Below are 26,649 nucleotides of genomic sequence, written 5' to 3'. Positions count from 1 at the left end.
TCAGCTGTCGTCTTCGCCTGCGGCCGGTGCTGTCCGCCCCACGGCTTTGCGGCGCAGCAGCTTGGTCAGCTTCCAGACCATTGGGCTGTGCTTGATGAATGCCTTCAGGCTTGCGCCCTGCCTGAGCGCAAGCGCCAGCGCACGACCTTTCGGCGTCAGCGGAACCAGCACCTCGAAATGCTGCGTTTCGACATCGCACCACAATCGCTTGTAGGGTTCGTCGCCGACCGAGAAATCATAGATTTCGAAACCCGCCTCGCAGGCTTCCTGGATGTTCTCGAAGAACAGGAAGTCGCCCGGGCTGGTATGTGCGAGGTCGTCCTCGGCAATCGCCCCGAATTCGCAGATCAGCCGCTTGCCCGAGCGGCTCGACCCGGTGACTGCACGAAGTTTGCCGGCGACTTCCAGCCCATGCAGGACGAAGGACGGATCTTCCTCTTGAAGCGCGTCGGCAAACAGCGAGCGGAAAAAAGCGCGCACCTCCGCCTCACCGAAAACATTGGCGATGCCCATCTTGCGGAAGCGGAATTCCTTCATCTCGAAAAAGGCATCGAGCAGCGTGTGCACCTCGTCCGAAGTTCTCGCCTCGATGCGACGATAGCTGCCAACGGCCTCGAACTTGCGCGCCTGCGAGCGATGCTTCTTGCGCCTGCGCTTGCCGCTCACGCGGGTGAGCAGTGCGTCAAATCCTCCCACAAGACCGGCGGCCAGCGACAGATTGGGGCTCGAAAAATGCGGCAAGGCGGAGAGCGGGTTGGCAACGCCGTCGAGATCGGGCAGCAGCCGCTCCAGCGCAACAAGATCGATGTCGCGCCGCGCCTTGGCAATCGCAGCCAGCATAGAACGGATCGCCGCGCTATCGGCATTCGCCAGCCATTGCGAGTCGGCGGCGGCAAAATTGCCGTTTGCATGGCGGCCGCCCATGAACCGGGCGACGCGGAACGCTCCACTGCGAGTGACCTCCAGCGCCAGTGAGAAAACCGGCCTGTCCTCGGCGCGCAGCGTCGCAACGACAACGTCGGCGCCGGTATGTGCGGCCCAGTTCAGGATCCAGCCGGCGCTTTGCGCAGGGGCAAAAAGCGCCGAATGGCAGAATTCTGCGTACGCCGCCAACGCCGCACTATCGGCGACCGAGGTTGACAGGCCGGCTTTGCCGGCCGGCAAGGCACACGGCGACGCCTCGCTGCTTGCCAGCCGATTGCCGTCAAATGACGCGGTGGCGTCAACCATACCTCAATCCTTAGGGCGTATTCGTCGCGATTGGGGGTCCCGCGCAGGCGCATTCCATGCTTGATGAGCTTAGGCGCAAAAGGTGAATGAATGATCGACGGGGGCGAGGCAATCCGCAAACTGGCGCTCAATCTCGCCCGCTATTCCGGTCTCGCGCCGCTGGCCAAGCCGTTTATCGGCGGCCTTGGCGCCATCCTGATGCTGCATCGGGTTACCGCGACACCGGAAAAGCCGAACGGCGTCAACCGCCACTTGAACATCGCGCCCGGGTTTCTCGATATCGTGATCGCCGACATGAAGGCGAACGGCTACAGTTTCGTCACGCTTGACGAGGCGATCGAGCGCATCAAGGCCAGCGACAAGGACGGCCAGTTTGCGACGATCACCGCCGACGACGCCTATCGAGACAACATGACCGAGGCGCTGCCGGTGCTGGAGAAGCACGGCGCGCCGATCACCATCTACGTCGCGCCGGGGCTGATCGACGGCGCTGCCGATTTGTGGTGGGACGTGGTCGAGGACATCGTCAATGCGCGCGATCGCCTGACGCTGACGACGCCGGATGGCCCGGTGACAATCGACTGCTCGAGTCCGGGAAAAAAGGTCCAGGCCAATGCGCGCCTGCACGCTCATCTGACGCTGAAGGTGCGCGAGCAGGACCAGCGTGCGGTGTTGCGGGATCTGGCGCGCTCGAACGGCATCGAGTTGGGTGGTCCGCGCCCGAGCACGCTGATGAACTGGGACGAGATCCGCACCATGGCCGGGCACCCGCTGGTGACGATCGGCGCACATAGCGTCAATCACTGCAATCTGAAGCGGCTTTCCGAGAGCGATGCGCGACATGAGATCGGCGATGTCAAGCGCATATTGCAGGCCAAACTCGGCGAGGAGCCGCGCCATTTCGCCTATCCCTACGGTTATGCCAGTGCCGTCGGCCGCCGCGAAGTAGGCCTAGTTCGCGATGCCGGCTACGCCTCGGCGGTGACGACCCGCCACGGCATACTCCGCGCCGAGCATGCCGGCTTCCTGCACGCCCTGCCGCGCATTTCGGTCAATGGCCGCTACCAGAGCGTCGCCCACATCCGAACAATGTTGTCGGGCGTGACGACGCCGCTGGCCAATGCCGGCAAGACGGTGGTGACGATCTAACTGTTGCCTCGCCCCTTCGGCCGCGGCTCCAGGATCAGCCATTTGATGATGCCCATCGCCGGCAGCACCCACAAAAGCCCGCTGAGCAGGAAGAAGATGAAGTGCGCCAGCGGCCCGGACTGCGACAATTGGGCGACCGCCACAATCGAGGCGACCAGCGCATAGACTATGACCAGCACTACCAGCAGGAAGCTTCCGATCAGCTTTTTCAGGCGAATGGGCATGGCGCGATCTCGTTGATCGCTATCGCTTAGGCCGAACAGCCAATACGCGCAACCCGCCAGAAACGGCGCGACGGCGTGCCGCGCTGTCCGGTCTTGCAAGCCGGGTTGCGATGGTTCACCAATCCGCGACTTCAACCGCCGGGACAAATCCATGGCTGCTGCCATATCCGATGCCGCGCCTTTCGCCGCCCGCGATCGCGACCTTCGCAACCGCGCGCTGGTACGCGGTTGGCTCTATGTCGTGCTCCTGGTGCTGTTTGCGCTGGTACTGGTCGGCGGCGCTACAAGGCTCACCAATTCCGGCCTGTCGATCACCGAATGGCAGCCGATACACGGCGTCATCCCGCCGCTCAATGATGCCGAGTGGCAGGAGGAGTTCCTGCGCTACCAGCAGACCCCGCAATATGCCGAACTCAACAACGGCATGAGCATCGAGGCGTTCAAGTCGATCTTCTGGTGGGAATGGGTGCACCGCATCCTGGCGCGTAGTGTCGGCGTGGTCTTCGCCCTGCCGCTGCTGCTCTTCTGGGCGACGCGCCGCATCGAGCGGGGCCTCGGCACGAAGTTGTCGGGCATCCTCCTTCTCGGCGCCCTGCAGGGCGCGATAGGCTGGTGGATGGTGGCGTCCGGGTTGGTTGACCGGGTTTCGGTCAGCCAATATCGGCTGGCGACGCATCTGACGCTGGCGGCGCTGATCTTCACGGCGACCATGGTGGTCGCGCGTGGGCTGGCGCCGCACTCGGAACCTGCCGCCGACAGCTCGACGCAACGTCTGGCCGGCTTCCTGGTGCTGCTGGCGCTGGTCCAGATCTATCTCGGCGGGCTGGTCGCAGGGCTAGACGCCGGCTTGAGCTACAACACCTGGCCGCTGATGGACGGCAAGCTGGTTCCCGGCGACCTGCTGCTGCTGGAGCCGGCATGGCGCAATTTCTTCGAAAACCCGAAGACGGTGCAATTCGTCCACCGGGTCGGCGCCTACACGATCTTCGCGGTCGCGCTCTGGCACATGATTGCGACACGCCAGCGCCTGCCGGGCACGACGCATGCCCGACGCGCGACGCTGCTGTTCCTGATTGTCGTGGTGCAGGCGTCGATCGGCATCGGCACGCTATTGATGCAGGTGCCTCTGCACATGGCCCTGACGCATCAGGCATTCGCGCTGTTTCTGCTGGGCTTCGCCGCCGCGCATTGGCGCGGTACCAAGGGCGCTTACCCGCTGCCCCACGAGATCGCTCTCAGAGGCTGAGCCGCACCCGCCGGATTGCCGCGGCAATCGCCAGTTCGCGGTTTTCGTCGACCGCATTGCGATCTTCATGGTGCCATGCAGCCGACAGGCAGCCATAGGCGATGGCGTGGTCCAGTATCGCGGGCGGCGACTGGCCGAGCGTTGCTGCAAAGACATGCGCCATATGCGCGATCCGCCGCGGATCGAGGCAAAGATCGTCTCGGTCGAGTGGGTTGTAGAACACATTGGCGGCATCGAAGCCGGGGTCGCCGAGAACGCCCTTTGGATCGATCGCCAGCCAGCCGCGCGGACCGTGCATGATGTTGTCGTGATGCAGGTCGCCATGCAGCGGCCGCACGTCGTGCGGATTGGACAACAGCCGTTCCGCGATTTCGGCGGCTTCGACATACAGGCTCTTTTCGCCGGCGGCGCGATCGGCCTTCGCCTTTTTGAACAGGCTGGAAAACCGGATCCGCAACGGCTGAAGGTCCGGCGGGGCAGGGTGCTTCGACGGCGAGAACAGCTTGGCCATTACCTCCGCCGCGATCGCGGTGGCGGCATTGTCGCCCTGATCCGCAATCATCTGTGACAGCGAGGTTTCGCCGGCATACTCGAGCAGCATCCGGTGGCCATCGCGACCCAGCAGCCGCACCGCGCCTTCGCCGCGTCGCCAGGCGAGGAAATGCTCGCTGCGCAACTCGTCCTCGACATCGTCGAAAGGCTTTAGATCCTTGACGATTGCCGGTGAGCCGTCTTCGCGATCAACCTTCCAGATGCGGCTGCTGAACGTTTCGGCGATGAGTTCGGGCGCGCCGACCTTCCAGCGCTTCGGAAATGCTGGCGCATCCATTCAGAGGCCGAGCATCAGATCCATGTTCTGCACGGCAGCGCCCGAGGCGCCCTTGCCGAGATTGTCGTAGACGGCAAGCAGCAGCGCCTGCGCCCTGTTATCATTGGCAAAGACATAGAGCTTCATCCGGTTGGTGCCGTTGTAGATCTCCGGATCGATGTCGGGCATGCGTTCCTGATGCAGATACGGCGCCACCTCGACCACGCCGCCATCGATGGAAGCGAAATGATCGGCGATCGCCGCGTGAAGCTCGGCGCCGGTCGGCACATGGTCGAGGCCGCCGAGTTGCAGCGGCACCACCGTGATCATGCCTTGCGCGAAATTGCCGACTGCCGGCTGCATGATCGGATCGTGCGAAAGCCTGGCATAGGTCCTGAGTTCCGGCACGTGCTTGTGCTGCAGCGTCAGTCCGTAGGGCAGGAATTCCGGCGCATCCTCGCCCTTGGCGACATAATCCTCGATCATAGGCCGGCCGCCGCCGGAATAGCCGGAAATGCCGTTGACGGTGACCGGAAAATCGGCCGGCAGCAGCCCCGCCGCAACCAGCGGCCGCAGCGTCGCGATTGGTCCTTGCGGCCAGCAGCCAGGATTGGCGACGCGCTTCGCCGAAGCGATCTTCTTCGCCTGGTCCTTGTCCATTTCGGCGAAACCATATTCCCACCCATCGGCGACACGATGCGCCGTCGAGGCGTCGATCACTTTGGTGGTGTCATTGGCGATCAGCGAAACGCTTTCCTTGGCGGCCGCGTCCGGTAGGCAGAGAATCGCGACATCGGCGGCATTGAGGAACTCGGCGCGCGCTGCCGTTTCCTTGCGGCGCTCGGTCGGGATGGAGATGATTTCCAGGTCGCCGCGCTCGGCAAGCAGCGCCCTTATCTGCAGACCGGTGGTGCCGTGCTCGCCGTCGATGAAGATTTTCGGTTTCATTGCGTGCCAAAATTCCTGTTATCTCAAAGCTATATGCCGCTCGCCTGATTCAATCCGGCAACGCTGTGATTGCCTTGGTTCATTTCCTCGAGCCGGGCCTTTCGTTCCGCCAGCAGCCCGAGATAGTGCATGGCCACCATCGAGCCGGCAATCGCCGTTATATCGGCGTGATCATAGGCTGGCGCAACCTCGACGACGTCGGCGCCGACGATATCGAGCTGGTTGATCTGGCGCAGCACCGACAGGATCTTTGCCGAAGACGGGCCTCCCGCGACCGGCGTTCCGGTGCCGGGCGCAAAAGCCGGGTCCAGGCAATCGATGTCGAAAGTGACATAGGTCTTCTTGCCGCCCGTACGGTCGACGATGGCATAGGCGATGTCGGACGCACGCATTTCCTCCACTTCATGGCCGTACAGGATCTTGATACCGAACGTGTCGGGCGCATGGGTGCGGATGCCGATCTGGATCGACCGGTCGGGGTCGATGATGCCCTCCTTGACTGCACGGCCGACGAAGGAGCCGTGATCGATGCGCTTGCCGTCGTCGGGCCAGGTGTCCTGGTGTGCGTCGAACTGCACCAGAGCCAGCGGGCCATGGATGGCGGCATGCGCCTTGAGCAGCGGCCAGGTGACGAAGTGATCGCCACCGAGTGACAGCAGAAAGGCGCCGGATTTCAGGATCTTGGCCGCTTCGCGTTCGATCGTGGCAGGCGTCTTCTGGTGATTGCCGCTGTCGAGCAGGCAGTCGCCATAATCGACCACGGCAAGCTGTTCGAACAGATCGCGCGAAAACGGATATTGCGGGTCGTTGTCGAGGATGGCCGAGGCGCGGCGGATTGCCTGCGGTCCGAAACGGGCGCCCGGCCGATTGGTGACCGCAGCGTCGAAGGGAATGCCCCACACCACCGCATCGGCGTCCTTCACGTCCTTCGAATATTTGCGCCGCATGAACGACAGGGCGCCGGCATAGGTCGGCTCGAACGACGCACCCGTCCTGGAGCGGGTGGTGAAGGCATGATCGATGGTCCTTGGCGGCATGAAGCGATCTCCTGTGCGTCGACGCGCACCCTTATTGGACATAATTCTCAGAATTGCGACCCCTGCGGAGGATCATGGCCATTCGATCCGGTCACAAATCCTTGCTCGCCAGGCGAACCCGGCAGGCTCGCCAGGAGATTGCCTGGCAAGCAACCGAAAGTAGCCGCCGAAGACTGCTTCGGCCGGCGCTGACCTGATTTTCCGGCATTTTGCAAGCCGGCTTCGTTCACCTGCCTGTCACGGGCATCGCTTAACCGGGGTGCGATCCCGGTACGGAGCGATTCTCGTGCGAACGACCTGTCTCATGCGAACGATTTGGCTGAGCCTTCTACTTTCCGCGGCGCTGGCGCTCTCCCTTGGCCAGGCATCGGCAGGCGAAACGCGCGCCAGGCAGATTCTCGACCGCTTCGAGCACGCCAACCAATGGCGCGACCATGTGATAGTGGCCGCGCACCGCGCCGGCGGCATGCAATCCGGCAAGACGCTCTATCCCGAAAATTCGATCGCCGCCGCCGAGGCGTCGATCGCAATGGGCGCCGAAATCGTCGAGGTCGATATAAGGCGCTCGAAGGACGGACAGTTCGTCGTCATGCATGACAGTTGGCTCGACCGCACGACGAATTGCAAGGGTGAGGTGGTCAACCGCACGATGGCCGAACTCAAGACGTGCCGTTTGGTGATCGAAGGCACCGGCGCCGTTACGGGCGAGACGGTCTCGACGTTGCGCGAGATGTTGATGACGACCAGGGACAGGATCCTCATCAATCTCGACAACAAGCTCGACACCGAAAGCCTCGTCGGCATGGTCGCGGTTGCGCGCGACCTCGGCATGGCCGAACAGGTGATCGTCAAGGAGAACCTGTGGAATGCGGAGCGGATTGCCAGTGTCAAGGCCGCCATGGACGCGATCGGCAGCGGCTTCCAGTTCATGCCGATTATCGCCGATGACGCGGTTCGCGACGCCATGTTTGCCGAGAAAGTGGGCCGGGCCTTCCCGATGCGCGCGGTCGAGATGATCAACTGGCGCATGGGATCAGAGACACTGACCGAGACCGGCGGCCCGCTGTTCAGCCCGCGCATGCGCGCGCTGGCGGTGAGGGGCGACTGGCACATCTGGGCCGACACCTATGCCATCGTCAACAAGCCGGGAGGCTTCCTCGCCGGCGGTCGCGGCGACGAGCTGGCGGTTGCGGCCAGCCTGCCGCGCGAGACTTATGGCTTCTGGGTCGAGCGCGGCGCCACCATCATCCAGACCGACGAACCGAAGGCCGCCATCAGTTGGCTGGCGGCGAACGGTTTTCGCGTGCCCTATGCCGGTGAGAAGCGCCCGGCCGAGCCGGCCAACACGGCCAGCATCAACTAGACCGGCGCGGCGAGAATTGGATCTCCCTCTTGTGGTGACGATGCCCGGCAGGGCAGAAGGGCGCTGTCCCGCCGACCCCAGGCCGGCAGCGCCAAACTTTCGAAGGAACCCAGAAACAGAAAACCCGCCTCCGTGGGCGGGTCGCTGGAGCCAATTAGCACCATACCCAGATTAGTAGCATAGCTGCCGGCACAAAGCAAGAACAAAATGTGGCGTAGTAGCAGAAAAATGCGACGATCCTTCAGCGCCTCGGCGGTTCCGCCTGCAAGGTCGCGCCTTCGCTGTCCTGCCGGCAATCTCCCCCGCAAGGGAACCCACTTGGGGGAGATTGGCTCATCACTGCCTTCCGCAATCTACCCGCAGGCCGCCATTGCCACACCATCCAGCTCCTTGATGACATCGTCCGACAGTTCGAGGTCGGCAGCGGCGAGGTTCTCCCTGAGATGCGCGACGGAAGACGTGCCGGGAATCAGAAGAATGTTGGGCGCGCGGCGAAGCAGCCAGGCGAGCGCGACCTGCATGGGCGTGGCGCCAAGGCGTGCCGCGACCTTGGACAAGGTCGACGACTGCAACGGGTTGAAGCCGCCAAGTGGGAAGAACGGCACATAGGCGGTGCCGTCGCGGGCCAGATCGTCGATCAAGGCATCATCGCCCCGATGCGCCAGATTGTACTGGTTCTGCACGCAGACGATCCTGCAAATCCGGCGGCCTTCGGCGATCTGTGCGGCGGTGACGTTGCTCAGCCCGATGTGGCGCACGAGGCCCTGTCGCTGGAGCTCGGCAAGCGTCGCAAGCGGCGCCTCGATCGACCCTTCGGCGGGGCCATGCGCGTCGAACATGACCCGAAGGTTGACCACCTCCAGCACGTCGAGTCCGAGATTGTGCAGATTGTCGTGCACCGCCTGTGTCAGCTCTTCTGCCGAGAAAGCCGGCAGCCACGAGCCATCCGTGCCGCGTCGGGCACCGATCTTGGTGACAATAACGAGGTCGTCGGGATAGGGTGCGAGCGCTTCGCGGATCAACAGGTTGGTCACCTGCGGGCCATAGAAGTCGCTGGTGTCGATGTGGTTGACGCCTTGTGCAACGGCTTCGCGCAGTACGGCCAATGCCGCGTCGTGGTCCTTTGGTGGGCCGAAGACGCCTGGCCCTGCGAGCTGCATGGCGCCGTAGCCGAGCCGTCTCACCTTACGGTCGCCGAGGATGAATGTGCCGGAATGGTTGACGCTGGACATGGTCTTTCTCCTTCAGGAACGGTGCACAGATAGACGCTGTCCGATCTCATGATAATTGGCTACAATTCGCACGGGCTGTGCGGAATGACGAACAATGCAGATTGATCTCGGGGACCTGAACGCCTTCGTGGCCGTAGCGCGCGCCAAAGGCTTTCGGGATGCGGCACGCGCCAGCGGCGGCAGTGCGTCCGGCTTGAGCGAGGCGGTGCGGCGCCTGGAGACGCAGCTCGGTGTCAGGCTGCTCAACCGGACGACCCGCAGCGTTGTCCTGACGGAAGCCGGCGAAGGCCTGCTGGCGCGGCTCGGTCCTGCCTTGACCGAGGTGGAGTCGGCTCTCGACGTAGTGAACGGCTTTCGCGACAGGCCGGCAGGTACGTTGCGCCTCAATGTGCCGGTCAGCGCGGCGCGGCTGGTACTGCCCAGCATCGTTCCGCCTTTTCTCGCCGCCTATCCAGGCATCCGGTTGGAGGTGATCTCGGAGGAGAGCTTCGTCGATGTGCTGGCGGCGGGGTGCGACGCCGGCATTCGCTATGAGGAGCGGCTGGAGCAGGACATGATCGCTGTGCCGATCGGACCGCGCGTGCAGCGCTTCGCCACCGCCGCCAGCCCGGCCTACCTGGATCGTCATGGCCGGCCGCAACACCCGCGCGACCTGCTCGGCCACGCCTGCCTGCGCGGCCGCTTTGCCAGCCGTGCGATGCCGCCGTGGGAATTCGAGCGCGACGGCGAGGTGGTGCGGGTCGACCCGACGGGGCCGCTTCTCGTGACCCTGGGCGGGGCGACTGACCTCAAAGTCGATGCAGCCATCGCCGGCACCGGCATCATCAGCCTGTTCGAGGATTGGCTACGTCCTCACTTCGAGAGCGGAGCGCTCGAACCGCTGCTTGAACCCTGGTGGCAGAGCTTCTCCGGGCCGTTCCTTTACTATCCCGGACGGCGCCTCGTGCCGGCGCCGTTGCGGGCGTTCATTGACTTCATCAAGGCGTCCGCCGGCCAGCCCTGACACCCGGGAGAGCCGGGCCCGAAAATAAGCGCGGCTCCCTTCCCTCAGGTGACCCGCCACTACGCTTCGCGGCAGGTCTTGCTTGATCTATTTGACTGGAATCATCAGGTGCGCGTAGGGCGTGTCGGGGAACATGACGTATGGTTGTGTGGGGTTCGGCTCGTGGGGATACAAGGCCATCATGTCTGGTGCGTTCATGACCATCACGTGCGGACCATCATGCAGCCATTCGGCCCCCTCCGGCGGCTTGGTTGCAAAGGGGTCGGTATTGCTGGCCGCATCGCCTCCTTTTAGCATGTAGGCGAAAGCAACTTTCCCTGCAGGCGGCTCCTTCTTGGACATGATCGCGTGCATCCACGCCATCCCGTTCTCATCCGTGCACATTGGGTCGTCGGCGGGAGTGCTCGGGTCGTCCGGGATGCAAGTGAAACCGTTGGTGCCCTTCCTCAACGTTTTCATCTCCCAATTCACGACGGCGGCGTTTTTGCCGACAGCCGCCGGTGCCGCTGTAATCGCATTATCGATCAGCTGCTCGTCGCTTTTGTCGGCCGCAGGCGCGGCGAATGCCCAAGTGGCGGCGACAGCTGCCAGAAACGCACTGCTGGAATGGATGCGCATTGCCTCCTCCTTCGCGAGCGTCGGGTTACCGGCGCGTCGCAACGTGCACAGCTCCCGCTCTGTGGAGTTGGCTGCTGCCCTGGGATCTGGAACGCGCCTGTAATTAAGATACTACTAATATTACGTTGGGTCACCTGGAGATGCGGGATTGCTATGTCGACAAAGAAAAGGGGGCTGCGAATACGCAGCCCCTCTGAAAAAATCGATAGAAAACAGGTCTCTGTTTAACGCTTCGAGAACTGGAAGGAGCGGCGGGCCTTCGCCTTGCCGTACTTCTTGCGCTCGACGACGCGGCTGTCGCGGGTCAGGAAGCCGCCCTTCTTGAGCACGGCGCGCAGCGCCGGCTCGTAATAGGTCAGCGCCTTGGAGATGCCGTGGCGCACGGCACCCGCCTGGCCGGAAAGGCCGCCGCCGATGACGGTGGCAACGATGTCGTACTGGCCGGCGCGATTGGCGGCGATAATCGGCTGGTTGAGGATCATCTGCAGCACCGGACGCGCGAAATATTCGGCGAACACCTTGTCGTTTACGACGATCTTGCCGGAGCCGGGCTTCACCCAGACGCGGGCGATGGCGTTCTTGCGCTTGCCGGTGGCGTAGGCGCGGCCCGACTTATCGAGTTTCTGGACGTGGACGGGTGCGGCCGGCTGGGTGTTGGTATTGCCGGTGGCAGCTCCGAGTTCTGCGAGCGAGGAAAGCTCAGCCATCTTACGAAACCTTCTTGTTCTTGGCGTTCAGCTTGGCCACGTCGAGGACGACGGGCTGCTGGGCGACATGCGGATGTTCCGTGCCTGCATAGACGCGGAGGTTCTTCATCTGGCGACGGCCGAGCGGGCCACGCGGGATCATGCGTTCGACGGCCTTCTCGACGACACGTTCGGGGAAACGACCCTCGAGCAGCTGGCGCGCGGTGCGCTCCTTGACGCCGCCGGGGTGGCCGGTGTGCCAGTAATAGACCTTGTCGGTGAACTTCTTGCCGGTGAACACCACCTTGTCGGCATTGATGACGATGACGTTGTCGCCGTCGTCGACGTGCGGGGTGAAGGTGGGCTTGTGTTTGCCGCGAAGATGATTGGCGATGACAGTGGCGAGACGGCCGACGACGAGACCCTCGGCGTCGATCAGCACCCACTTCTTCACCACATCCGCAGGCTTCTGCGAAAAGGTTGCCATGGATTGTTGCTTTCGGTTCGGACCTTCAAAAGAAGGCGTTTCTTGTTGCTTGGATTGGCGAAAGGCGCTTGCCCGCCGCCAATAACAAAACGGCGGCCTTTGCGGGCCGCTGTTCCGTGAGGGCTTATAGGAGAGGACGGCGACTGCGTCAAGGCGCGTGAAATGTCGGCGAGCTATCAAAATCCAGCAAAAACAATGCCTTGGATGAACGGTATTATTTTACCACACCGTCAATCCGCTTTGGCGGGATCGAATAGGTGCCCGTTGCGTGCGCTACCGTGTGACCCTCCGGGCCGGCGACGATGTCGATATCGAACACCATCAGGCTCTTGCCGAGCTTGAGGATGCGGCAATGGCCGTCGATCGGCCCGGCCTCGGCCTTGCGGACGAAATTGATGTTGAGACTGGTGGTGACCGAAAGCGCATCCGGTCCGGCATGCGAGAGCACGCAGACATAGCCGCCTATGTCGGCCAGCGTGAACAGCGCCGAACCCGACACGGTGCCGCCGGGACGCAAATGGCGCTCGTCGGCGTTGAGCCGCACGACACAGCCGCCTGGAAACACCTCCAACGCCTCGTAGAAGGTGAACTGGTCGTTGAGCTGCGGGAAAATGGTCGCCATCAGCGCGTTGATTTTGGCAGCCGTCAGCACCGGCTTGAGATTGCTGTGGGCGGGCATTTCAGTCTCCCGGTTTGCGCCCTGCATGTATGAACGCGACGTGGCGTTTCTGGCAACACCCCATTCATTATGGCAGAAGCGGACGAGGGAGTTGGACGAAGCGAGGCGGCATACTAGATTAGTCCATTATCGATCCGGAATCGCAGAGGAATGATCATGGCCGAAATCGTCGCCATCAAGCCTGCCGTTGCCGAAGGGCCGGTCGTCTCCAGGCTGGACAACGGTGTGCTGCGCCTGACGCTCGCCAATCCGCCGGCCAACGCTCTTTCGCTTGCAGTGATGGCGGCGCTGACGGCGGAACTCGACCGCGCCAAGGCCGACAAATCCGTCCGCGTCATCGTCCTTGGGGCGACCGGCAAAGTGTTCTGCGCCGGGCACGACCTCAAGGAGTTGAGCGCGCACCGCGCCGATGCCGATCGCGGCAGGGGCTTCTTCGAAAAGACGTTTTCCGCCTGCGCCGCGCTGATGCAGGCGATCGTTCGCCATCCTAAGCCGGTGATCGCCGAAGTCGACGGTCTGGCGACGGCGGCCGGATTGCAGTTGGTCGCCAGCTGCGATCTCGCCATCGCCTCGCACGAGGCGACCTTCTGCACGCCTGGCGTCAATATCGGACTGTTCTGCTCGACGCCGATGGTGGCGCTGTCGCGCAACGTTTCGCGCAAGCACGCCATGGAGATGCTTTTGACCGGCGAGACGATCGATGCGGCAACCGCCAAGGAATTCGGCTTGGTCAACCGCGTCGTGCCGCGCGAATATCTGAATCAGATTGTCACCAAATACGCGCAAACCATTGCGTCCAAATCCTCTCTGGTCGTCAAGATCGGCAAGGAAGCCTTCTACGAACAGGCAGAAATGGGGCTGGCCGAGGCCTATGATTACACCGGGCGCGTCATGGTCGAGAACATGCTGGCGCGCGATGCGGAAGAGGGCATTGGCGCCTTCATCGGCAAGCGCAAGCCGGAATGGCCGGAGGAGTAGGAGGCGGATATGGAACCGCGCATCTCCATCGTCACCATCGCCACCGACGATCTCGACCGTGCGACGCGCTTCTATGAGGCGATGGGCCTGACCCGCCATGCCGGGATCACCGACGGCGTTGCCTTCTTCCAGATGGGCGGCGCCATTCTTGGCTTGTTTCCGCGCCCAAGCGCCGAAGAGGATTCGGGCGTCAGCTTCTCGAAGGCGCCGTCGGCCGTCTACCTCGCCTACAACACCCGTTCTGACGCCGAGGTCGACGAAGTGCTTGCGGCGGCTGAGAAGGCTGGCGGCAAGATCGTCAAGCCGGCCGGGCGCGCCTTCTGGGGCGGCTGGTACGGCTATTTCGCCGATGCCGACGGGCATGTCTGGGAAGTCGCGCACAATCCGGCTTTTCCGATCGCGGAAGACGGATCGATTTCGCTGCCGGCCTGACGACGTTCTCCCTGGCCCATTGCAAGCCACTTGCTCGGCTGTTGGCACCTCACTCTGAAGCGCTGTATGACGAGGCATGAACCACGACGCCTACGACAACGCCTATATCGCCGGCATCCTCAATTCGGTGAAGACCATCGCCATGGTTGGCGCGTCGGCCAATGACGTGCGGCCGAGCTATTTCGTGCTGAAATATCTGCTCGGCAAGGGGTTTTCGGTGTTCCCGATCAATCCCGGCCAGGCCGGCAAGGAGATCCTCGGCCAGATGACCTATGCCAGGCTCGCCGACGTTCCGGGACCCGTCGACATGGTCGACGTGTTTCGCGCTTCCGCTGCCGTGCCGGGCATCGTCGACGAGGTGCTGCGGCTCGATCCGCTGCCGAAGGTCATCTGGATGCAGCTTGGCATACGCCATGACGAGGCGGCCGCACGCGCCGAAGCCGCCGGCATCAAGGTGGTGATGAACCGTTGCCCCAAGATCGAATATGGCAAGCTGTCCGGCGAGATCGGCTGGACCGGCGTCAATTCCGGCGTTTTGTCGTCGAAGAAGCCGCTGATGCGGCCGGGATTCCAGAGTTTCGGCGTTCGCCAGAAGTAGGTAATGAATAGTGAATGGTGAATAGAAAGATTTTTCTGGAAGGCGGGCAAGGCGGCATATGAGCCGCTTGCAATCAGGGTGGGGCTGGCCGACTTTGCCATTCACCATTCACCATTCACCATTCACCATTCACCATTGAGGGAGGTTTTTCGATGGCCCGCACGCCCGGTTTCAACACGCTCGCCGTCCATGCCGGCGCCAAGCCGGATCCGGCGACCGGCGCGCGAGCGACGCCGATCTACCAGACCACCTCCTTCGTCTTCGACGATGCCGATCATGCCGCCTCGCTGTTCGGGCTGAAGGCGTTCGGCAACATCTACACCCGCATCATGAACCCGACCCAGGCGGTGCTGGAAGAGCGCATCGCGGCACTCGAAGGCGGCACGGCAGGCCTTGCGGTCGCCTCCGGCCATGCCGCGCAGGTGCTGGTCTTCCACAATCTGATGCAGCCCGGCGACAATTTCGTTTCAGCGACAAAGCTTTACGGCGGCTCGATCAACCAATTCGGCCACGCCTTCAAGAATTTCGGTTGGCAGGTGCGCTGGGCCGACACCAACGATATCTCGACCTTCGAGAGCCAGATCGACGACAGGACCAAGGCGATCTTCATCGAGAGCCTGGCCAATCCCGGCGGCGTCTTCGTCGACATCGAGAAGATCGGCGACATCGCCCGCAAGCACGGCCTGCCGCTGATCGTCGACAACACGCTGGCCTCGCCCTATCTGCTGCGGCCGATCGAGCATGGCGCCGACATCGTCGTGCATTCGCTGACCAAGTTCATCGGCGGTCACGGCAATTCGATCGGCGGCGCCATTGTCGACGGCGGCACGTTCGACTGGTCGAAGTCGGGCAAGTATCCGATGCTGTCGGAGCCGCGCCCCGAATATGGCGGCCTCGTCCTGCACGAGACCTTCGGCAATTTCGCCTTCGCCATCGCTGCTCGCGTGCTCGGCCTGCGCGACATCGGCGCGGCGATTTCGCCGTTCAACGCATTCCTTATCCTGACCGGTCTGGAAACCTTGCCGCTCAGGATGCAGCGCCACTGCGACAATGCGGCGGCGGTCGCCGGATGGCTTTCCAACCATCCCAAGGTCGCCTGGGTTTCCTATCCCGGCCTGCCCAGCGACAAGAACAACGCGTTGCAGAAGAAGTACTCGCCGCTTGGCGCCGGCGCGGTGTTCACATTCGGGCTGAAGGGCGGCTATGCGGCGGGCATCAAGTTCGTCGAGGCGCTCGAACTGTTCTCGCATCTGGCCAATGTCGGCGACACCAAGTCGCTGGTCATCCACCCGGCATCGACCACGCATCGCCAGCTTTCCGACGAGCAGAAGATCAACGCCGGGGCAGGGCCTGACACGGTCAGGCTTTCGGTCGGCATCGAGGACGTCAACGACATCGTCGCCGATCTGGAACAGGCTCTCGCCAAGGTTTGATCGCCATGGCCACGCCGAAATTTCTTTCCGTCGGCGTCGACGCCGTCGAACCGGAACTTGGCGCACCAGCGCCGGATCGCCTGATGTCGGGCGATCCGAAATTCCGCACCTGGAATGTCGAGGAACAGCACGGCGGCCTCTATGCCGGCGTCTGGGAAGCGACGCCAGGCAAATGGCGCATCGAATATGATGAGTGGGAGTTCTGCCACATCCTGTCAGGGGTTTCGGTGATCGCTGAAGACGGCGGCGATGCGCGCACCGTCAGGGCAGGCGACAGCTTCGTGCTGAGGCCGGGCTTTAGAGGAAGCTGGGAAGTGCTTGAAACGACGCGCAAGGAGTATGTAATCAAGCTTTGATTTCGCATGGCGCCGGACTTTACAAAAGCGGTCGATGTCCGTGTCGGAAAATCCGTATCGGCTCATCATGTCGCGGTGCCATGAAACTCCCGGCAAATCCTGACTGCCTCCGCTTCCGCGCTCCGACCAAGGCTTCATTCAGGGTGAATGTGACCGTCACGTTCGATCCGTTTCCGGCCGCGGGCCGGTGTAGCGGAGAATCCAGAGCCCCTGGTTCTTGTCAGTTATGTAAATGAAGCCGCGCCGGTCCACGACCACGTCCTCGGTCTGAACAACCAGCTTGTCTTCCGGCATAGGGCCGTAGCGTCGGACTGGCTCCGGCGGGATGAAGTAGCCGACCTCGCGCGGAAGCCGAGGATTCGAGACGTCATAGACCCTGAGCCCGGCGTTGAAGTGCGCGATATAGAACAGATCGCCTTGTTTCTGGACATCGGGATGATGCTGGTGGTGGTTGATGTTGTGCGGTCCGCGCCAGCCGCCACGAGTTGTGAAATCCGAATAGGGAGCGCCTTCGGGTGGCACTGGTTCGGGCAACAGCGACAGCAGAAAGGGTTCACTGGAATCGGAAATATCGACGATCGAAGCGTGATGCATCGGACCAAGTCCATAGGTGACGTTCTCCGAATTGGCGAAGGCAATGCCGCGCTCTGGAATCGGCAGCACGCTATGCACACCGAAGCGCGAGTGAAACGGAGGGCTGAAGCTCAGGCCGCCGACCTGCCTCGGCTGGGAGACATCGCTAATATCGAGCACAACGATTCCCGCCGCACCATAAGGCAAATAGACAAGATCGCCAGTGACATAAGGCGGGCCGTGCAGCGAGACATCCTCGCCCGTGCTGGCGCAGAAGGCGCCGCACATGCATTGCGGCTTCAGTCGCAACCGGTAGCGATCGGCGGTCTCCTGGTCGGCGGCGGGCTTCGCAGCCGCAAAGCTCTCGCCGCCGGCCTCGTGCTGGCCCGGCACCCACCAGCGTCCGGCTTCGCGCGGATTCGAGCGATCCGAAATATCGAGGATGACGTAGATGTTGCCCCTGTAACCCGGCATGCCGGCGGCAAGGTGGACATAACGTCCACCGGATAGAGGTTGCGATGCGTGCCGTTTCCGCCGGTGCGGTAGTGACTGAGTTGTTTCGGATTGATGGGGTCCGCGATATCCCAGATCAGAACGCCTTCGCCGAACGGTGCGTCGGGGTCACCGCCGAAATTAGCAAAGGGCTTTTCGAGGGCGGTCACCATCGTGTCGCCGGACAAATCTATTTGTAGAGTCCAAGTATTCGTGCCGAGATAGGGCACGAACTTGACCGTCTCGGGCTTGGCCGGGTCGGTCACGTCCACGATGCTCCAGCCGGAGTGCCAGAAGTGCCCAGTGTAGAGATACCAACGTTCGCCAACCTGCCTGATCGCCATTTTGAAGGCTGGGCGATGATCGAGATCGGTATAGCCCACAGCTTCGACATTGTGGGCGAAAGCGCCAGGGGGCGCTGGCGACGAAGCTGGAACGGGTTGGGCAAGGGCCTCGCAGACAAGACCGGATTGAGATGTCGCGGCGATCGTCGCGCCGATGAGCGGCACTTTCAGCATCTGGCGGCGTGAAATCTCGGAATTTTTCAAAGCGCGTCTCCCGGATTTTGCAGCTTTCCGGATTTTGCAGATTCCGATACTTTCCGTCCAATATCGTTTGAGCCATGGATAATTCTGTTTGGGAAATTAAAGGCTGAAGATGAACCACAAGCTGATGCAGTCCTTCATGGCCGTCGCCGAAGAGCTGCATTTCGGGCGCGCGGCAGCGCGCTTGCATATCTCACAGCCGCCCCTGACAAAGCAGATCCAGCAACTGGAACAGGCGATGGGTGTGCGCTTGCTGGAGCGCACCAAGCGCAAGGTCGAACTGACTGCGGCGGGGCGTGTGTTCCTTGATGAGGTTAGGGCCGTGCTTCAGCAGACAGAGCAGGCGGTGGAGCTTGCTCGCAAAGCCGATCGTGGCGAAACCGGCCATCTTGCTGTCGGATTCATCGACGCGGCTATCTACAGCGTGGTGCCGTCTGTCGTCCAACGCTTCACCAAGCGCTATCCCGAGGTCGAGTTGAGCCTGACCGACCTGCGCATTCCCAATCAAGTCAGGGCTGTGGCCGAACGCCAGCTCGATATCGGTTTTGTTCATCCTCCCGTCGTTCACAACGCATTGAAGGTCGAAAGCATACTGGTCGAACCCCTGATCGTGGCCTTGCCGGAAACGCATCGGCTGGCCTCGGAAGCAGAGGTCGCGCTAGCCGACTTGGCCTCCGAAGCGTTGATTCAGTTCCCGCGCAGCATCAATCCATCCCTCTATGACGAGATCGTCGGGTTGTGCCGTTCATCCGGGTTCAGCCCGAGGATCGTTCGAGAAGCAACGCCGAAGCAGACAATCATCGGACTTGTATCCGTCGGGCTGGGCGTCTCGCTGCTGCCCGCCTGTCTGCAAAATTTGCGCCGGAGCGGCGTCGTTTATCGCCCTATCCAGGGACGAACCTTGTCTATCGACACTTCAATCATCTACCGGCATGAACAACCCTCGCCGGTGCTGAAGGCCTTCCTCGACATCGTCCGCGAGACGACGCAAAAAGATTCAAATCCCGTCTCTCTTCAAGCTTCATGACCGAATTTCTATAGGCATCCAGGATTTTTAGTGTGAGGTCCTGCTTCCGGTAGCTTCATCGTTCAATCAGCGATTATTTGGCACTCGCGGCCTTGAGATGTTACCTATTTGACCGGAATTCGCCGGAGCCGGCTTCGAAGCCTGTCGTCGGAAGCCGTCCTCAGATTCTGACGGCAAGCGTTTCCAGCCCGTGGAAATGATAGGTGTCGCGGAAGCGCGGCTGTTCGGCAAGATGCAGCTGCGGTAGCCGGTCGAACAAGGTTTTCAGCGACACCTGCAGTTCGAGCCGGGCGAGCGGCGCGCCGATGCAGAAATGGATGCCGGCGCCGAACGATACGTTCTTCTGGTCGGCGCGGTCCGGCCTGAAGGCGAGGGGCTCGGCAAACGCAGTAGGGTCGCGATTGGCCATGCCGAGCAGCAGACCGATCGTTTCGCCCGGCTGGACGATGATCCCCGGCTCGGCCTCGACCTCCTGATAGGCGTAGCGCGTGAACATGTGTAGCGGCGCGTCGAAGCGCAGGCACTCTTCGACCGTCGCGGCTGTTGCTTCCGGTGAGGCGAAGAAGCGGCGCGGGTCGCCGCCTTGCGCAAGGATCGAGCGCACCGCATTGCCGGTCTGGTGGACAGTTGCTTCATGGCCGGCATTGAGCAAAAGGATGGCCGAGGATACCAGTTCGTCCTCCGACAGTTTCTGGCCGTCCTCCTGTGCCGCAATCAGCAGCGACAGAAGATCCTCGCCCGGCCTCTTTCGCCGCTCGGCGACGTAGCCGCGCAGAAAATCGGAAAAGTCGCGCGCGGCGCGATTGGCCGTGTCCTCCGTCTCGCGGGTGCGGCCATGCATGTACATGGCGACCATCCGATGCGACCAGTCGAGCAGCTGCGGCCCCATGTCGACCGGCACGCCGAGCATTTCCGCAATGATGGTAATCGGCAAGGGAGCTGCGAATGCCGGCAGCAGGTCGACTCCTCCTGGTTCGAAACGGTCGATCAGTTCGTTGGCCAGCGCCTCGACACGTGGCCTGAGCCGCTCGACCTGGCGCGAGACGAAGGCGCGGTTGACCAGCGTTCTGAGCCGTGTGTGGACAGGCGGCTCCAGCTCCAGCATCGAATTGGCCTCGATGCCGTCGAACGCGCTGAGGTGCGTGCGGTCCTGACCGATGCCTCGGCTGTCCGGAATGCCCGCCGGGTTCTGCCGGCCGAAGCGGCGATCGCGCAGCAGCCGGTTGACGTCGTCGAAGCCGCCAAAGCACCAGAAACCAAACTCCTCCCAGAAGAAGGCGTTCGATGCGCCATGCAGGAAGGCGTAGGCTTCGTAAGGGTTCTGGAAAAAAGCCGGCTCGTGCGGATCGAGCCGCAGGCGACGCGTGGCTGGATCAAAAGCAAGGTAGGGCGGCTTCAATTCGGTCATGCCAGATCATTAGCGCGGCTTGCCAGTCTGGTGCCAGACCGTATGTTGGCCCTCCAGTGAGGTGAGCCGCCGAAGCGGTTGCGGAAGGACGGTTTTCATGAATGTGATCGTGGTCGGTGCAGGCATTGCCGGGCTATCCACGGCGTGGTCACTGGTCAGGGCCGGGCACCTCGTCTCGATCGTCGAGCAGGGACCGATCCCCAATCCGCTTGCCGCGTCGGGCGACCATCATCGCATCATCCGCCGCGCCTACCGGGCCGGAACGGGCTACGGCCGGCTGATCACCGAAGCCTATGAAGCCTGGGATGAGATGTGGGCCGATCTCGGCGAAAGCCATCTCGATCCGCGCGGCTTCATCTGCATTTCGCGCCAGCCGGGAGATGAGGCCGAGGAATACCGAGAAGGCATGGAAGCCGGGAACTACCCGTTCGAATTGTTCGAGCCGGATGCCGCGGTCGAACGCTGGCCGTTCCTGCAGCCTGGTTCATTCCGCTATGCGTATTTTTCGCCGGACGGCGGCGCGCTGCACTGCCGCAAGATCGCCGCCGGCCTCGCCAGGTGGCTGCGCGCGAACGGCGCCAATGTCTACGAGAACAGCAAGGTGGTCGAGATCGACGCCGAGGCCGGGCATATCGTGCTGGCAGGCGGCGAAACGATGCAGGCCGACCGGATCGTCGTCGCTGCCGGCGCCTGGGTGCTGAAACTGTTCCCGGAGCTGGACGGCGAGCTGAAAACCTGGCGCACCGCGCTCGCCTATGTCGAACCGCCGGCGGATCTGCAGGCAGCCTGGCAGGCAGCGCCGGTTGTCCTCGACATTGGCGGCACTGTCGACGGCTACGCCATCCCGCCGACAGGCGGCGCCGGCATGAAATTCGGCTCGGGCCTGCACAGGGTGCCGACCAGCGATGCAGACTGGAACCGTCAGCCGGTACCGGGCGAGGGTGAGGCGATCCGCAACCTGTTTTCGCCGCCGATCGCTCGTATCGAGGAGTACAAGGTCACCGAAGTGGTCACCTGCGCCTACACATTCACCGCCGACGAGAAGTTCCTGGCCCACCGGAAAGGCAGATGCCTGATCGTCTCGGCCTGCTCCGGCCACGGCTACAAGTTCGGCGCGGCGGTCGGCAGAAGGGTTGCGGCCTGCGTCGGCAGTGGCGATGTCGGCGGCCTGAAGAAATGGCTCAGGGCGGAGGTGGCCTGAGCGCTAATACTGGCAATGCCTCGGAATATGCACGCGGCGCCAGCTGGATGAGCCCTCCCTGACCACCACGCGGCGGGCCACTGTCTGATAAGACGCCGGAATGTCGATGATGCGCCGTTGCTCCGGCCGCACCAGAACCTCTTCGGCGACGCTCTCGTATTCGGCGGGGAGGACAACGCGCCGCCGGCGTTCCGGCTCAACCACGACGATCTCGGCCACGCGTTCATAGCGCGCCTTGTGCCTGACCTTGCACAGCACCTGGCGGCCATCGATGATGCGCCATTCCCAGGAATAGCCGCCGTCATCGACCCTCACGGACCGGTAGATGGTGCGGGTGATGGCGGGCACGATCTCGTAGCTGACGCGCGCCGGCGCGATCTGCACCACGCGCTCGCGCGTCCCGTAGATCGGCGCTTCATACTGCACCTGCTGGCCGGCTGGGCTGACGAGCACGTCCTCGTAGACGGTGTCGTAGAAGGCCGGCCGATTGACCTGCTCGTAGCATTCGACCGCGCGTCCGCCGGCCGCCGTTTCCGACATTGTGCCGAGCATGGTCAGGCCGGCAATGGCGAAGGAAGAAGCTTTCCTGGTCATGGAACTCCCCCTGTTTGGACCGCATGAAGCGGGTTCAACGTTGAACTGTAGGGAAAGCCATGTCGTGGAAAAGGCGATTCATCAAACTTCGTTAATTCGACTACCTGAGTCCGACAGACAAATTCTTGCTGCCAATTAAGCATCCGCTAACAATCAACGAATAACATTTGACGTATTCGAGTTGATTGACTTGGTCGCTGGTCAGGAACGTCGTGGGGGGACGTAGCTGGCCATCCGGTGTCGCATGCGATCCCGTGTTTTCCGCATATCTCGTCCTGCAATAATCCTTTCAGTAAATGTGACGTTGCCCTTGGATCCTCCACCCAGGCTGCAAGTCGTACCTGTGGCGGCGTTCCTTTGCGAGCGCCGGGCAAATGGAGGCCGACATGCCCGCAGAACTTGTTCCGAAATCCGTTGTGCAACTGCCGGCACCGACGGCTTCCACCGCAAGCCATGAACTCACCGACCTTTGCCTGGCACTCTGGGCCAGAATGGGATTGTCCTGGAAGCCTGCCGTCGAATGGTTCCCACGCGTGGTCGTTCTGCATTCGGCGATCTACCGCACGATGTTCGACTCCTCGTCGGAAGGGGACATCGATGCCGTTCTTCTGGCCGATGAGCGGCGTAACTCGCCGCTGGACAACCTGCGTGACCACATTCCGCTGGCGATGGTGCCTGTCATCGATCTGGGCGGCCGTGCCGGCCGGTTCGCGGATGTACATTTCGATCTGATGCAGCAAACGACTTGGGCGGAGACGGCAAAATGCATTCTCGATTTTCGCCGCCGCCGCGAACAGCTTGCCGCGCACATCCGTTCGACAAATACGCCCGAAACGCGCTTTCTTGCGCATGCCTTCGTCGCCGGCAGAAGCATCGAAGCCAAGCGCTATCCGATGACGTCGGCCTCCATAAGCTATCCGGGCTTTCCGTCGGCGGCCAAGACGATCCCGATCGCCGAAGATCTCTCCCATCGCGGACTTCTGCTTAAGACCTTCTTCGACCGCGTGCATGAGTGCGGCGCCTGCGGGTCGCGGCGGCTTACCGTTCGCGAGGAATGTCCCTCCTGCCGTTCGGCCGATATGTTCGAGGCCGAGCTTATTCATCATTATCGTTGCGCCGCTCTTCGTCCTGAAGGCGATTTTCGGCAGGGAAGCGCACTGGTCTGCCCCAAATGCAGCCAGCAATTGCGTCACTATGGAAAGGACTATGACAAGCCCGGCCACTCGCAAATCTGCAGGAGGTGCAAGGATTCGACATCGGAGCCGGCTGTTGGATTCGTCTGCCAGGATTGTGATGCGCGGGCTGATGGCGACAGCGTTAAACGTATCGACTTTTTTTCCTACGCACTCACGGATCAGGCGCTGTCTCTGCTCACCAGTCCGGAGAAAAAGCTGCCAACGTCCTTGTTGGGGTTGCCGCCATCCCTGGTTCAGGAACTCGACCGCGCACGCATGACCGGAGCGAAGGGCCCGCCGTTGGCGGTCACGGAATTGCGTTACGGAGCACGAGATTCGCTCATAAAATCAAAGGGCCAGGACGTGTTTGAGAAACTGCGCCGTCTCTTCATCGAAAACCTGAGCAATTACCTTGCGGAGACAGGATCGGTGCACAAAGGCGCCGCCGCCGACTATTTCATCATGACGGCGAAGGGCGACGAGACATTGTCGGAGCAGATATCGGCAATGCTTTCAATCTGCGAGGCGTCTTTGGGCGAAAAGCTTGACCCTCGCCCTCGGGTGGCGACCAAAACGGGGCAAGCCTCGCGTTGAATGATCTCGAACTCGGATTTGCATTCCTGCTAGCTCAATCGACGGCGAGCCTGGCCTCCGTTTTCTGGTACACGCTGGTCTTTGAGTTCCCCCGTTACATCATTCCGTTCGTCGCGGCCGCTGTGACCATGCGTTCGCGTGATGCCGCGGGTTCGATTGAGCATGAGCGACCATTACGGCCCAATGTAAGCATCATTCTGGTTGGCCATAATGAGGCTGAGTCCATCGAAACCTGCGTCCGCTCGTTGCGGGAACAGTCTTTCAATGACTTCGAAGTTGTCATTGTCAGTGATGGTTCGACCGATCGGATGAGCAGGGTCTCGCAAGCTCTGGTCAAGAGAGGTTATGCCTCGCGCATCATTTCGACGGATCTGAGGGGCGGCAAGGCGAGCGGGATCAATCTGGCGTGCCGCGTAGCCAAAGGCGACATACTGATCAATGTCGATTGCGACTGTTCGTTTGATCGGTACGCGATCGAAAATATTCTCGGCCCCTTTTCGGATCCAGCGGTTGGAGCGGCATGCGGCGATATTGCACCGCGCAACGGCCACGCGAGTATCGTCGCCCAGTTTCAGGAGATCGAATATTTGCAGTCGATTTCGGTCGGAAAGCGTATTGCTGGAGCTCTCGATCAGGTCGTTTGCATTTCGGGAGCGTTCAGCGCCTTCAGGCGCAAAGCCCTTTTGGGGGTTGGGGGGTTCGACGTAGGCGGTGGCGAGGATCTGGATGTCACGCTGAGATTGCGACGGGCGGGCTGGCGCATGGCCTATGTACCGGATGCGATCTGCTATACGGACGTCCCGATAACCGCATACCAATATATCCGCCAGCGATTGCGCTGGGAACGCGATGCCATTTGGCTACGCTTTCGCAAACACTACCGCCTGTTTCGTGTCTCGGACTCGGGTTTCCGGCTTCCGGAGGCCCTACACCAATGGGATTTCCTCCTTTTCAACGTCGTTGGTGCCGCGATATTCCCGCTCTATCTCGTCTGGCTTGCCCTCCAGTACGGCTCTTTCACGCCCGCGATCCTCATCGGCATGCAGTGCGGCCTCCTGGTTCTCGACGTGTTTGTGCTGGCGCTGGCCAGTTGGACCACCGAGCGGCAGGGGTTCTGGCGAAGCATATGGTTCCTGCCCGGCTACTCCCTGTTCATGACCTATGTGATGAGACCCGTTCGATTGATCGCCTATATCGATGAATGGGTGTTCTCAGGTTCACATCGCGACAACTACACGCCGATCAAAGTTCGGCTAGAGCGGCCCTGGTAGAGAACGAGCTTCAGATGAAATACATTCGAAAACACGTCCGAGTGGACAATCTGGGAAAACAGCAGCGCGCGAGTGTGGGAAATTGGGATCGCATCGTTTACCTCGCTCTCCTCGGTTTGTTTTCCTCTTCGATCGTCTACTACCTCATTGGTGATGCGGTCGTCTTGTCAGCGGACGGTATTGTCCTGAAGGATCGGTATGCCGTCGATGCCGCCTATCCGGCCAAGGTAACGCATGTCTTTGTCAAGGCGGGAGACAAGGTCGAGCCCGGTACATTGCTCGTCGAGCTTCAATCGTTCGACATGGTCAAGGAGATCGCGGAGCTGCTGTTGCGACAGGGTGAACTCGCCGTTCGCGAGGGCCAGCTCCACAGCCGACACGAAGCGATCCAGTCCGTGATGCCGCTGGCCGAGCGGACAGCGCGTGAAACCAGGACGACACTTGCGAGAATCGACACCATCGTCACGGCAGGCATCGTCTCGACTTCGACGAAGGACGAAGCCGTTCGTGGCAGCTTCCAGGCCGCCGAACATCTGGCTGATCTGACCGGTCAATTGCAAGCGACCAAATCCGAACTCGCCCTGGTGGCGCAATTCCGTGCGAGATCGGGCGGGGCTATGGATGAGGTAAAGGCCATATATGACGGCGGAAACATCCGCTCGGTCACGGAGGGGGTCGTTGGCGCGAAGGTGCCGGTCCCTGGCCAGGTGCTGCGGTTCGGCGATCCGCTTCTACAGATCGACGGCGGCAAGTCCTACGTCCTCGCCTATCTGCCGGACAACTATCTGTTTTCGCTGCGCGAAGGAATGGCGGTCGACGTGGGTAACGGAACCGAGCGTGCAAGAGGAACAGTCGAAAAGATTCTGTCGGTCGCCGACGCGTTGCCGGACGAGTTTCAGAACATGTTCCGGCCCCGCGACAGGTCAAGGCTGATCCGTATCGCACTCGATGAGGCGAATTCCTTCGCGGTCTCGCAAAAAGTATCAGTGAGTGGTTGCGCGTTCGGCTTCTGTTGGGCCAGGTAATGCCTGCTTAATCCTGCGGAGGCAGCTACTTAGCCGTCCCGGGAACGCAGTCAATCTTCCTCGCCCGATACGACGTTCCAGGCCCTTCGCGTTGCGAGCAACGCCAGTGCCACCATGGCCGCGCGAAACCGTGGGATCAAAGAGGTGAAGTCAATCCACCAGGATCCGTGCCGCGTCCTCCGGGCACCGTCCGGCAAGCTTGATTCGTTTTAACCAAGTGGCTAGGAGAGGCGGCCT

28 protein-coding genes are annotated in these 26,649 nt (G+C 61.9%); 14 read left to right on the top strand and 14 right to left on the bottom strand.

Annotated elements, in window-relative coordinates; genetic code table 11:
• Complete coding sequence (locus tag NKH33_RS08020) at positions 1 to 1,230, bottom strand: GNAT family N-acetyltransferase (RefSeq protein WP_352918836.1); 1,230 nt, start codon at positions 1,228 to 1,230, stop codon at positions 1 to 3.
• 90 nt (positions 1,231 to 1,320) lie between these two features.
• On the opposite strand from NKH33_RS08020, the gene NKH33_RS08015 reads away from it, so the two are divergent.
• The gene (locus tag NKH33_RS08015) at positions 1,321 to 2,379 is read left to right on the top strand and encodes a polysaccharide deacetylase family protein (RefSeq protein ID WP_352501533.1); all 1,059 of its coding nucleotides are present in this window, start codon (positions 1,321 to 1,323) and stop codon (positions 2,377 to 2,379) included.
• Here the strand turns inward: NKH33_RS08015 and NKH33_RS08010 are convergent.
• Complete coding sequence (locus tag NKH33_RS08010; protein ID WP_023674629.1) at positions 2,376 to 2,603, bottom strand: DUF2842 domain-containing protein; 228 nt, start codon at positions 2,601 to 2,603, stop codon at positions 2,376 to 2,378. The two genes, NKH33_RS08015 and NKH33_RS08010, sit on opposite strands and share 4 nt — an antisense overlap.
• A 151-nt stretch (positions 2,604 to 2,754) precedes the next feature.
• On the opposite strand from NKH33_RS08010, the gene NKH33_RS08005 reads away from it, so the two are divergent.
• Positions 2,755 to 3,849, top strand: coding sequence for a COX15/CtaA family protein (locus tag NKH33_RS08005; RefSeq protein ID WP_352918834.1), 1,095 nt, complete (start codon positions 2,755 to 2,757; stop codon positions 3,847 to 3,849).
• Here the strand turns inward: NKH33_RS08005 and NKH33_RS08000 are convergent.
• The 3 genes from NKH33_RS08000 to speB are packed head-to-tail and all read right to left on the bottom strand — an operon-like array spanning position 3,839 to position 6,642.
• The gene (locus NKH33_RS08000) at positions 3,839 to 4,678 is read right to left on the bottom strand and encodes an aminoglycoside phosphotransferase family protein (RefSeq protein ID WP_352918832.1); all 840 of its coding nucleotides are present in this window, start codon (positions 4,676 to 4,678) and stop codon (positions 3,839 to 3,841) included. The two genes, NKH33_RS08005 and NKH33_RS08000, sit on opposite strands and share 11 nt — an antisense overlap.
• Positions 4,679 to 5,605 (bottom strand): N-acetyl-gamma-glutamyl-phosphate reductase, encoded by a 927-nt coding sequence (gene argC, locus NKH33_RS07995; RefSeq protein WP_352501535.1) that lies wholly within the window; start codon positions 5,603 to 5,605, stop codon positions 4,679 to 4,681.
• Between the two features lie 29 nt (positions 5,606 to 5,634).
• The gene (gene speB / locus NKH33_RS07990) at positions 5,635 to 6,642 is read right to left on the bottom strand and encodes an agmatinase (RefSeq protein ID WP_352471982.1); all 1,008 of its coding nucleotides are present in this window, start codon (positions 6,640 to 6,642) and stop codon (positions 5,635 to 5,637) included.
• A gap of 304 nt (positions 6,643 to 6,946) precedes the next feature.
• On the opposite strand from speB, the gene NKH33_RS07985 reads away from it, so the two are divergent.
• A complete protein-coding gene (locus NKH33_RS07985; RefSeq protein WP_352745892.1) occupies positions 6,947 to 8,005 on the top strand; it encodes a glycerophosphodiester phosphodiesterase family protein in 1,059 nt (352 codons plus the stop codon).
• A 353-nt stretch (positions 8,006 to 8,358) separates the two neighbouring features.
• Here the strand turns inward: NKH33_RS07985 and NKH33_RS07980 are convergent, their stop codons facing one another.
• The gene (locus NKH33_RS07980) at positions 8,359 to 9,237 is read right to left on the bottom strand and encodes an aldo/keto reductase family oxidoreductase (RefSeq protein WP_352918830.1); all 879 of its coding nucleotides are present in this window, start codon (positions 9,235 to 9,237) and stop codon (positions 8,359 to 8,361) included.
• Positions 9,238 to 9,331: 94 nt separating this feature from the next.
• On the opposite strand from NKH33_RS07980, the gene NKH33_RS07975 reads away from it, so the two are divergent.
• A complete protein-coding gene (locus tag NKH33_RS07975) occupies positions 9,332 to 10,240 on the top strand; it encodes a LysR family transcriptional regulator (RefSeq protein ID WP_352614137.1) in 909 nt (302 codons plus the stop codon).
• Positions 10,241 to 10,327: 87 nt separating this feature from the next.
• Here NKH33_RS07975 and NKH33_RS07970 read toward each other — a convergent pair whose 3' ends face one another.
• The 4 genes from NKH33_RS07970 to NKH33_RS07955 all read right to left on the bottom strand — a co-directional run bounded on the left by NKH33_RS07970 (position 10,328) and on the right by NKH33_RS07955 (position 12,710).
• Positions 10,328 to 10,858 carry a hypothetical protein gene (locus tag NKH33_RS07970; RefSeq protein WP_352918828.1) on the bottom strand — a complete coding sequence of 177 codons (531 nt, stop codon included), beginning with the start codon at positions 10,856 to 10,858 and terminating at the stop codon, positions 10,328 to 10,330.
• 224 nt (positions 10,859 to 11,082) lie between these two features.
• A complete protein-coding gene (rpsI, locus tag NKH33_RS07965; protein WP_023674644.1) occupies positions 11,083 to 11,565 on the bottom strand; it encodes a 30S ribosomal protein S9 in 483 nt (160 codons plus the stop codon).
• A gap of 1 nt (position 11,566) precedes the next feature.
• Complete coding sequence (rplM, locus tag NKH33_RS07960; RefSeq protein ID WP_023674645.1) at positions 11,567 to 12,031, bottom strand: 50S ribosomal protein L13; 465 nt, start codon at positions 12,029 to 12,031, stop codon at positions 11,567 to 11,569.
• Between the two features lie 214 nt (positions 12,032 to 12,245).
• Positions 12,246 to 12,710, bottom strand: coding sequence for a PaaI family thioesterase (locus tag NKH33_RS07955; protein WP_352918826.1), 465 nt, complete (start codon positions 12,708 to 12,710; stop codon positions 12,246 to 12,248).
• A gap of 156 nt (positions 12,711 to 12,866) precedes the next feature.
• Here NKH33_RS07955 and NKH33_RS07950 point away from each other — a divergent pair, with 156 nt between their 5' ends.
• The 5 genes from NKH33_RS07950 to NKH33_RS07930 all read left to right on the top strand — a co-directional run bounded on the left by NKH33_RS07950 (position 12,867) and on the right by NKH33_RS07930 (position 16,507).
• On the top strand, positions 12,867 to 13,688 hold the full coding sequence (locus NKH33_RS07950) for an enoyl-CoA hydratase (RefSeq protein WP_352501540.1): 822 nt from the start codon (positions 12,867 to 12,869) through the stop codon (positions 13,686 to 13,688).
• A gap of 9 nt (positions 13,689 to 13,697) precedes the next feature.
• Positions 13,698 to 14,120, top strand: a complete 423-nt coding sequence (locus NKH33_RS07945; RefSeq protein WP_352471976.1) for a VOC family protein — start codon at positions 13,698 to 13,700, stop codon at positions 14,118 to 14,120.
• Between the two features lie 76 nt (positions 14,121 to 14,196).
• A complete protein-coding gene (locus NKH33_RS07940) occupies positions 14,197 to 14,718 on the top strand; it encodes a CoA-binding protein (RefSeq protein WP_352918825.1) in 522 nt (173 codons plus the stop codon).
• A gap of 152 nt (positions 14,719 to 14,870) precedes the next feature.
• Positions 14,871 to 16,151, top strand: a complete 1,281-nt coding sequence (locus NKH33_RS07935) for an O-acetylhomoserine aminocarboxypropyltransferase (RefSeq protein WP_023674650.1) — start codon at positions 14,871 to 14,873, stop codon at positions 16,149 to 16,151.
• Positions 16,152 to 16,156: 5 nt separating this feature from the next.
• The gene (locus tag NKH33_RS07930; protein WP_352769997.1) at positions 16,157 to 16,507 is read left to right on the top strand and encodes a cupin domain-containing protein; all 351 of its coding nucleotides are present in this window, start codon (positions 16,157 to 16,159) and stop codon (positions 16,505 to 16,507) included.
• Between the two features lie 156 nt (positions 16,508 to 16,663).
• Here the strand turns inward: NKH33_RS07930 and NKH33_RS07925 are convergent, their stop codons facing one another.
• Together NKH33_RS07925 and NKH33_RS07920 are read right to left on the bottom strand one after the other, a co-directional pair.
• Positions 16,664 to 17,368: an LVIVD repeat-containing protein gene (locus NKH33_RS07925; RefSeq protein WP_352918823.1), complete on the bottom strand. Its 705-nt coding sequence runs from the start codon at positions 17,366 to 17,368 to the stop codon at positions 16,664 to 16,666.
• An 11-nt stretch (positions 17,369 to 17,379) separates the two neighbouring features.
• Positions 17,380 to 18,120 carry an LVIVD repeat-containing protein gene (locus NKH33_RS07920; protein ID WP_352918821.1) on the bottom strand — a complete coding sequence of 247 codons (741 nt, stop codon included), beginning with the start codon at positions 18,118 to 18,120 and terminating at the stop codon, positions 17,380 to 17,382.
• A 109-nt stretch (positions 18,121 to 18,229) separates the two neighbouring features.
• Between NKH33_RS07920 and NKH33_RS07915 the strand changes: the two genes are divergently transcribed.
• Positions 18,230 to 19,144 (top strand): LysR family transcriptional regulator, encoded by a 915-nt coding sequence (locus NKH33_RS07915; RefSeq protein ID WP_352682001.1) that lies wholly within the window; start codon positions 18,230 to 18,232, stop codon positions 19,142 to 19,144.
• Positions 19,145 to 19,304: 160 nt separating this feature from the next.
• Here NKH33_RS07915 and NKH33_RS07910 read toward each other — a convergent pair whose 3' ends face one another.
• Positions 19,305 to 20,552, bottom strand: coding sequence for a cytochrome P450 (locus tag NKH33_RS07910; protein ID WP_352918819.1), 1,248 nt, complete (start codon positions 20,550 to 20,552; stop codon positions 19,305 to 19,307).
• A gap of 97 nt (positions 20,553 to 20,649) precedes the next feature.
• On the opposite strand from NKH33_RS07910, the gene NKH33_RS07905 reads away from it, so the two are divergent.
• Positions 20,650 to 21,753, top strand: coding sequence for an NAD(P)/FAD-dependent oxidoreductase (locus NKH33_RS07905; RefSeq protein ID WP_352820079.1), 1,104 nt, complete (start codon positions 20,650 to 20,652; stop codon positions 21,751 to 21,753).
• A 3-nt stretch (positions 21,754 to 21,756) separates the two neighbouring features.
• On the opposite strand, the gene NKH33_RS07900 is transcribed toward NKH33_RS07905, so the two are convergent.
• Complete coding sequence (locus NKH33_RS07900) at positions 21,757 to 22,347, bottom strand: hypothetical protein (RefSeq protein ID WP_352918817.1); 591 nt, start codon at positions 22,345 to 22,347, stop codon at positions 21,757 to 21,759.
• Between the two features lie 386 nt (positions 22,348 to 22,733).
• Here NKH33_RS07900 and NKH33_RS07895 point away from each other — a divergent pair, with 386 nt between their 5' ends.
• Genes NKH33_RS07895 through NKH33_RS07885 form a run of 3 tightly spaced genes read left to right on the top strand, consistent with a single transcriptional unit; the run spans position 22,734 to position 26,412 of the window.
• Positions 22,734 to 24,116 carry a TackOD1 domain-containing metal-binding protein gene (locus NKH33_RS07895; protein ID WP_352918816.1) on the top strand — a complete coding sequence of 461 codons (1,383 nt, stop codon included), beginning with the start codon at positions 22,734 to 22,736 and terminating at the stop codon, positions 24,114 to 24,116.
• Positions 24,113 to 25,387, top strand: a complete 1,275-nt coding sequence (locus tag NKH33_RS07890) for a glycosyltransferase family 2 protein (protein ID WP_352918814.1) — start codon at positions 24,113 to 24,115, stop codon at positions 25,385 to 25,387. The genes NKH33_RS07895 and NKH33_RS07890 overlap by 4 nt, the downstream gene beginning before the upstream one ends.
• Entirely contained in the window at positions 25,318 to 26,412 is a 1,095-nt protein-coding gene (locus tag NKH33_RS07885; protein ID WP_352918812.1) for an HlyD family secretion protein, read from the top strand. The genes NKH33_RS07890 and NKH33_RS07885 overlap by 70 nt, the downstream gene beginning before the upstream one ends.
• Positions 26,413 to 26,649 lie beyond the last annotated feature (237 nt).

It is taken from the genome of Mesorhizobium sp. M1182, assembly GCF_040318335.1.
GTDB lineage: Bacteria > Pseudomonadota > Alphaproteobacteria > Rhizobiales > Rhizobiaceae > Mesorhizobium.
The sequence above is the reverse complement of the archived record's forward strand: the minus strand, read 5'-3'. Positions and strand labels throughout refer to the sequence as shown.

Bases quoted from the DNA above. Each gene is read 5' to 3' on its own strand.
- NKH33_RS07985 (WP_352745892.1), top strand. From the start codon at position 6,947: ATGCGAACGATTTGGCTGAGCCTTCTACTTTCCGCGGCGCTGGCGCTC.
- NKH33_RS07930 (WP_352769997.1), top strand. From the start codon at position 16,157: ATGGCCACGCCGAAATTTCTTTCCGTCGGCGTCGACGCCGTCGAACCG.
- NKH33_RS07885 (WP_352918812.1), top strand. From the start codon at position 25,318: ATGGGTGTTCTCAGGTTCACATCGCGACAACTACACGCCGATCAAAGT.
- NKH33_RS07895 (WP_352918816.1), top strand. From the start codon at position 22,734: ATGCCCGCAGAACTTGTTCCGAAATCCGTTGTGCAACTGCCGGCACCG.
- NKH33_RS07925 (WP_352918823.1), bottom strand. From the start codon at position 17,368: ATGTGCGGCGCCTTCTGCGCCAGCACGGGCGAGGATGTCTCGCTGCAC.
- NKH33_RS07970 (WP_352918828.1), bottom strand. From the start codon at position 10,858: ATGCGCATCCATTCCAGCAGTGCGTTTCTGGCAGCTGTCGCCGCCACT.
- argC (WP_352501535.1), bottom strand. From the start codon at position 5,605: ATGAAACCGAAAATCTTCATCGACGGCGAGCACGGCACCACCGGTCTG.
- NKH33_RS07975 (WP_352614137.1), top strand. From the start codon at position 9,332: ATGCAGATTGATCTCGGGGACCTGAACGCCTTCGTGGCCGTAGCGCGC.
- NKH33_RS08005 (WP_352918834.1), top strand. From the start codon at position 2,755: ATGGCTGCTGCCATATCCGATGCCGCGCCTTTCGCCGCCCGCGATCGC.
- NKH33_RS08020 (WP_352918836.1), bottom strand. From the start codon at position 1,230: ATGGTTGACGCCACCGCGTCATTTGACGGCAATCGGCTGGCAAGCAGC.
- NKH33_RS07915 (WP_352682001.1), top strand. From the start codon at position 18,230: ATGAACCACAAGCTGATGCAGTCCTTCATGGCCGTCGCCGAAGAGCTG.
- NKH33_RS07980 (WP_352918830.1), bottom strand. From the start codon at position 9,237: ATGTCCAGCGTCAACCATTCCGGCACATTCATCCTCGGCGACCGTAAG.
- NKH33_RS08000 (WP_352918832.1), bottom strand. From the start codon at position 4,678: ATGGATGCGCCAGCATTTCCGAAGCGCTGGAAGGTCGGCGCGCCCGAA.
- NKH33_RS07950 (WP_352501540.1), top strand. From the start codon at position 12,867: ATGGCCGAAATCGTCGCCATCAAGCCTGCCGTTGCCGAAGGGCCGGTC.
- NKH33_RS08010 (WP_023674629.1), bottom strand. From the start codon at position 2,603: ATGCCCATTCGCCTGAAAAAGCTGATCGGAAGCTTCCTGCTGGTAGTG.
- NKH33_RS08015 (WP_352501533.1), top strand. From the start codon at position 1,321: ATGATCGACGGGGGCGAGGCAATCCGCAAACTGGCGCTCAATCTCGCC.
- NKH33_RS07935 (WP_023674650.1), top strand. From the start codon at position 14,871: ATGGCCCGCACGCCCGGTTTCAACACGCTCGCCGTCCATGCCGGCGCC.
- NKH33_RS07905 (WP_352820079.1), top strand. From the start codon at position 20,650: ATGAATGTGATCGTGGTCGGTGCAGGCATTGCCGGGCTATCCACGGCG.
- NKH33_RS07955 (WP_352918826.1), bottom strand. From the start codon at position 12,710: ATGCCCGCCCACAGCAATCTCAAGCCGGTGCTGACGGCTGCCAAAATC.
- speB (WP_352471982.1), bottom strand. From the start codon at position 6,642: ATGCCGCCAAGGACCATCGATCATGCCTTCACCACCCGCTCCAGGACG.
- rpsI (WP_023674644.1), bottom strand. From the start codon at position 11,565: ATGGCTGAGCTTTCCTCGCTCGCAGAACTCGGAGCTGCCACCGGCAAT.
- NKH33_RS07910 (WP_352918819.1), bottom strand. From the start codon at position 20,552: ATGACCGAATTGAAGCCGCCCTACCTTGCTTTTGATCCAGCCACGCGT.
- NKH33_RS07945 (WP_352471976.1), top strand. From the start codon at position 13,698: ATGGAACCGCGCATCTCCATCGTCACCATCGCCACCGACGATCTCGAC.
- NKH33_RS07900 (WP_352918817.1), bottom strand. From the start codon at position 22,347: ATGACCAGGAAAGCTTCTTCCTTCGCCATTGCCGGCCTGACCATGCTC.
- rplM (WP_023674645.1), bottom strand. From the start codon at position 12,031: ATGGCAACCTTTTCGCAGAAGCCTGCGGATGTGGTGAAGAAGTGGGTG.
- NKH33_RS07940 (WP_352918825.1), top strand. From the start codon at position 14,197: ATGAACCACGACGCCTACGACAACGCCTATATCGCCGGCATCCTCAAT.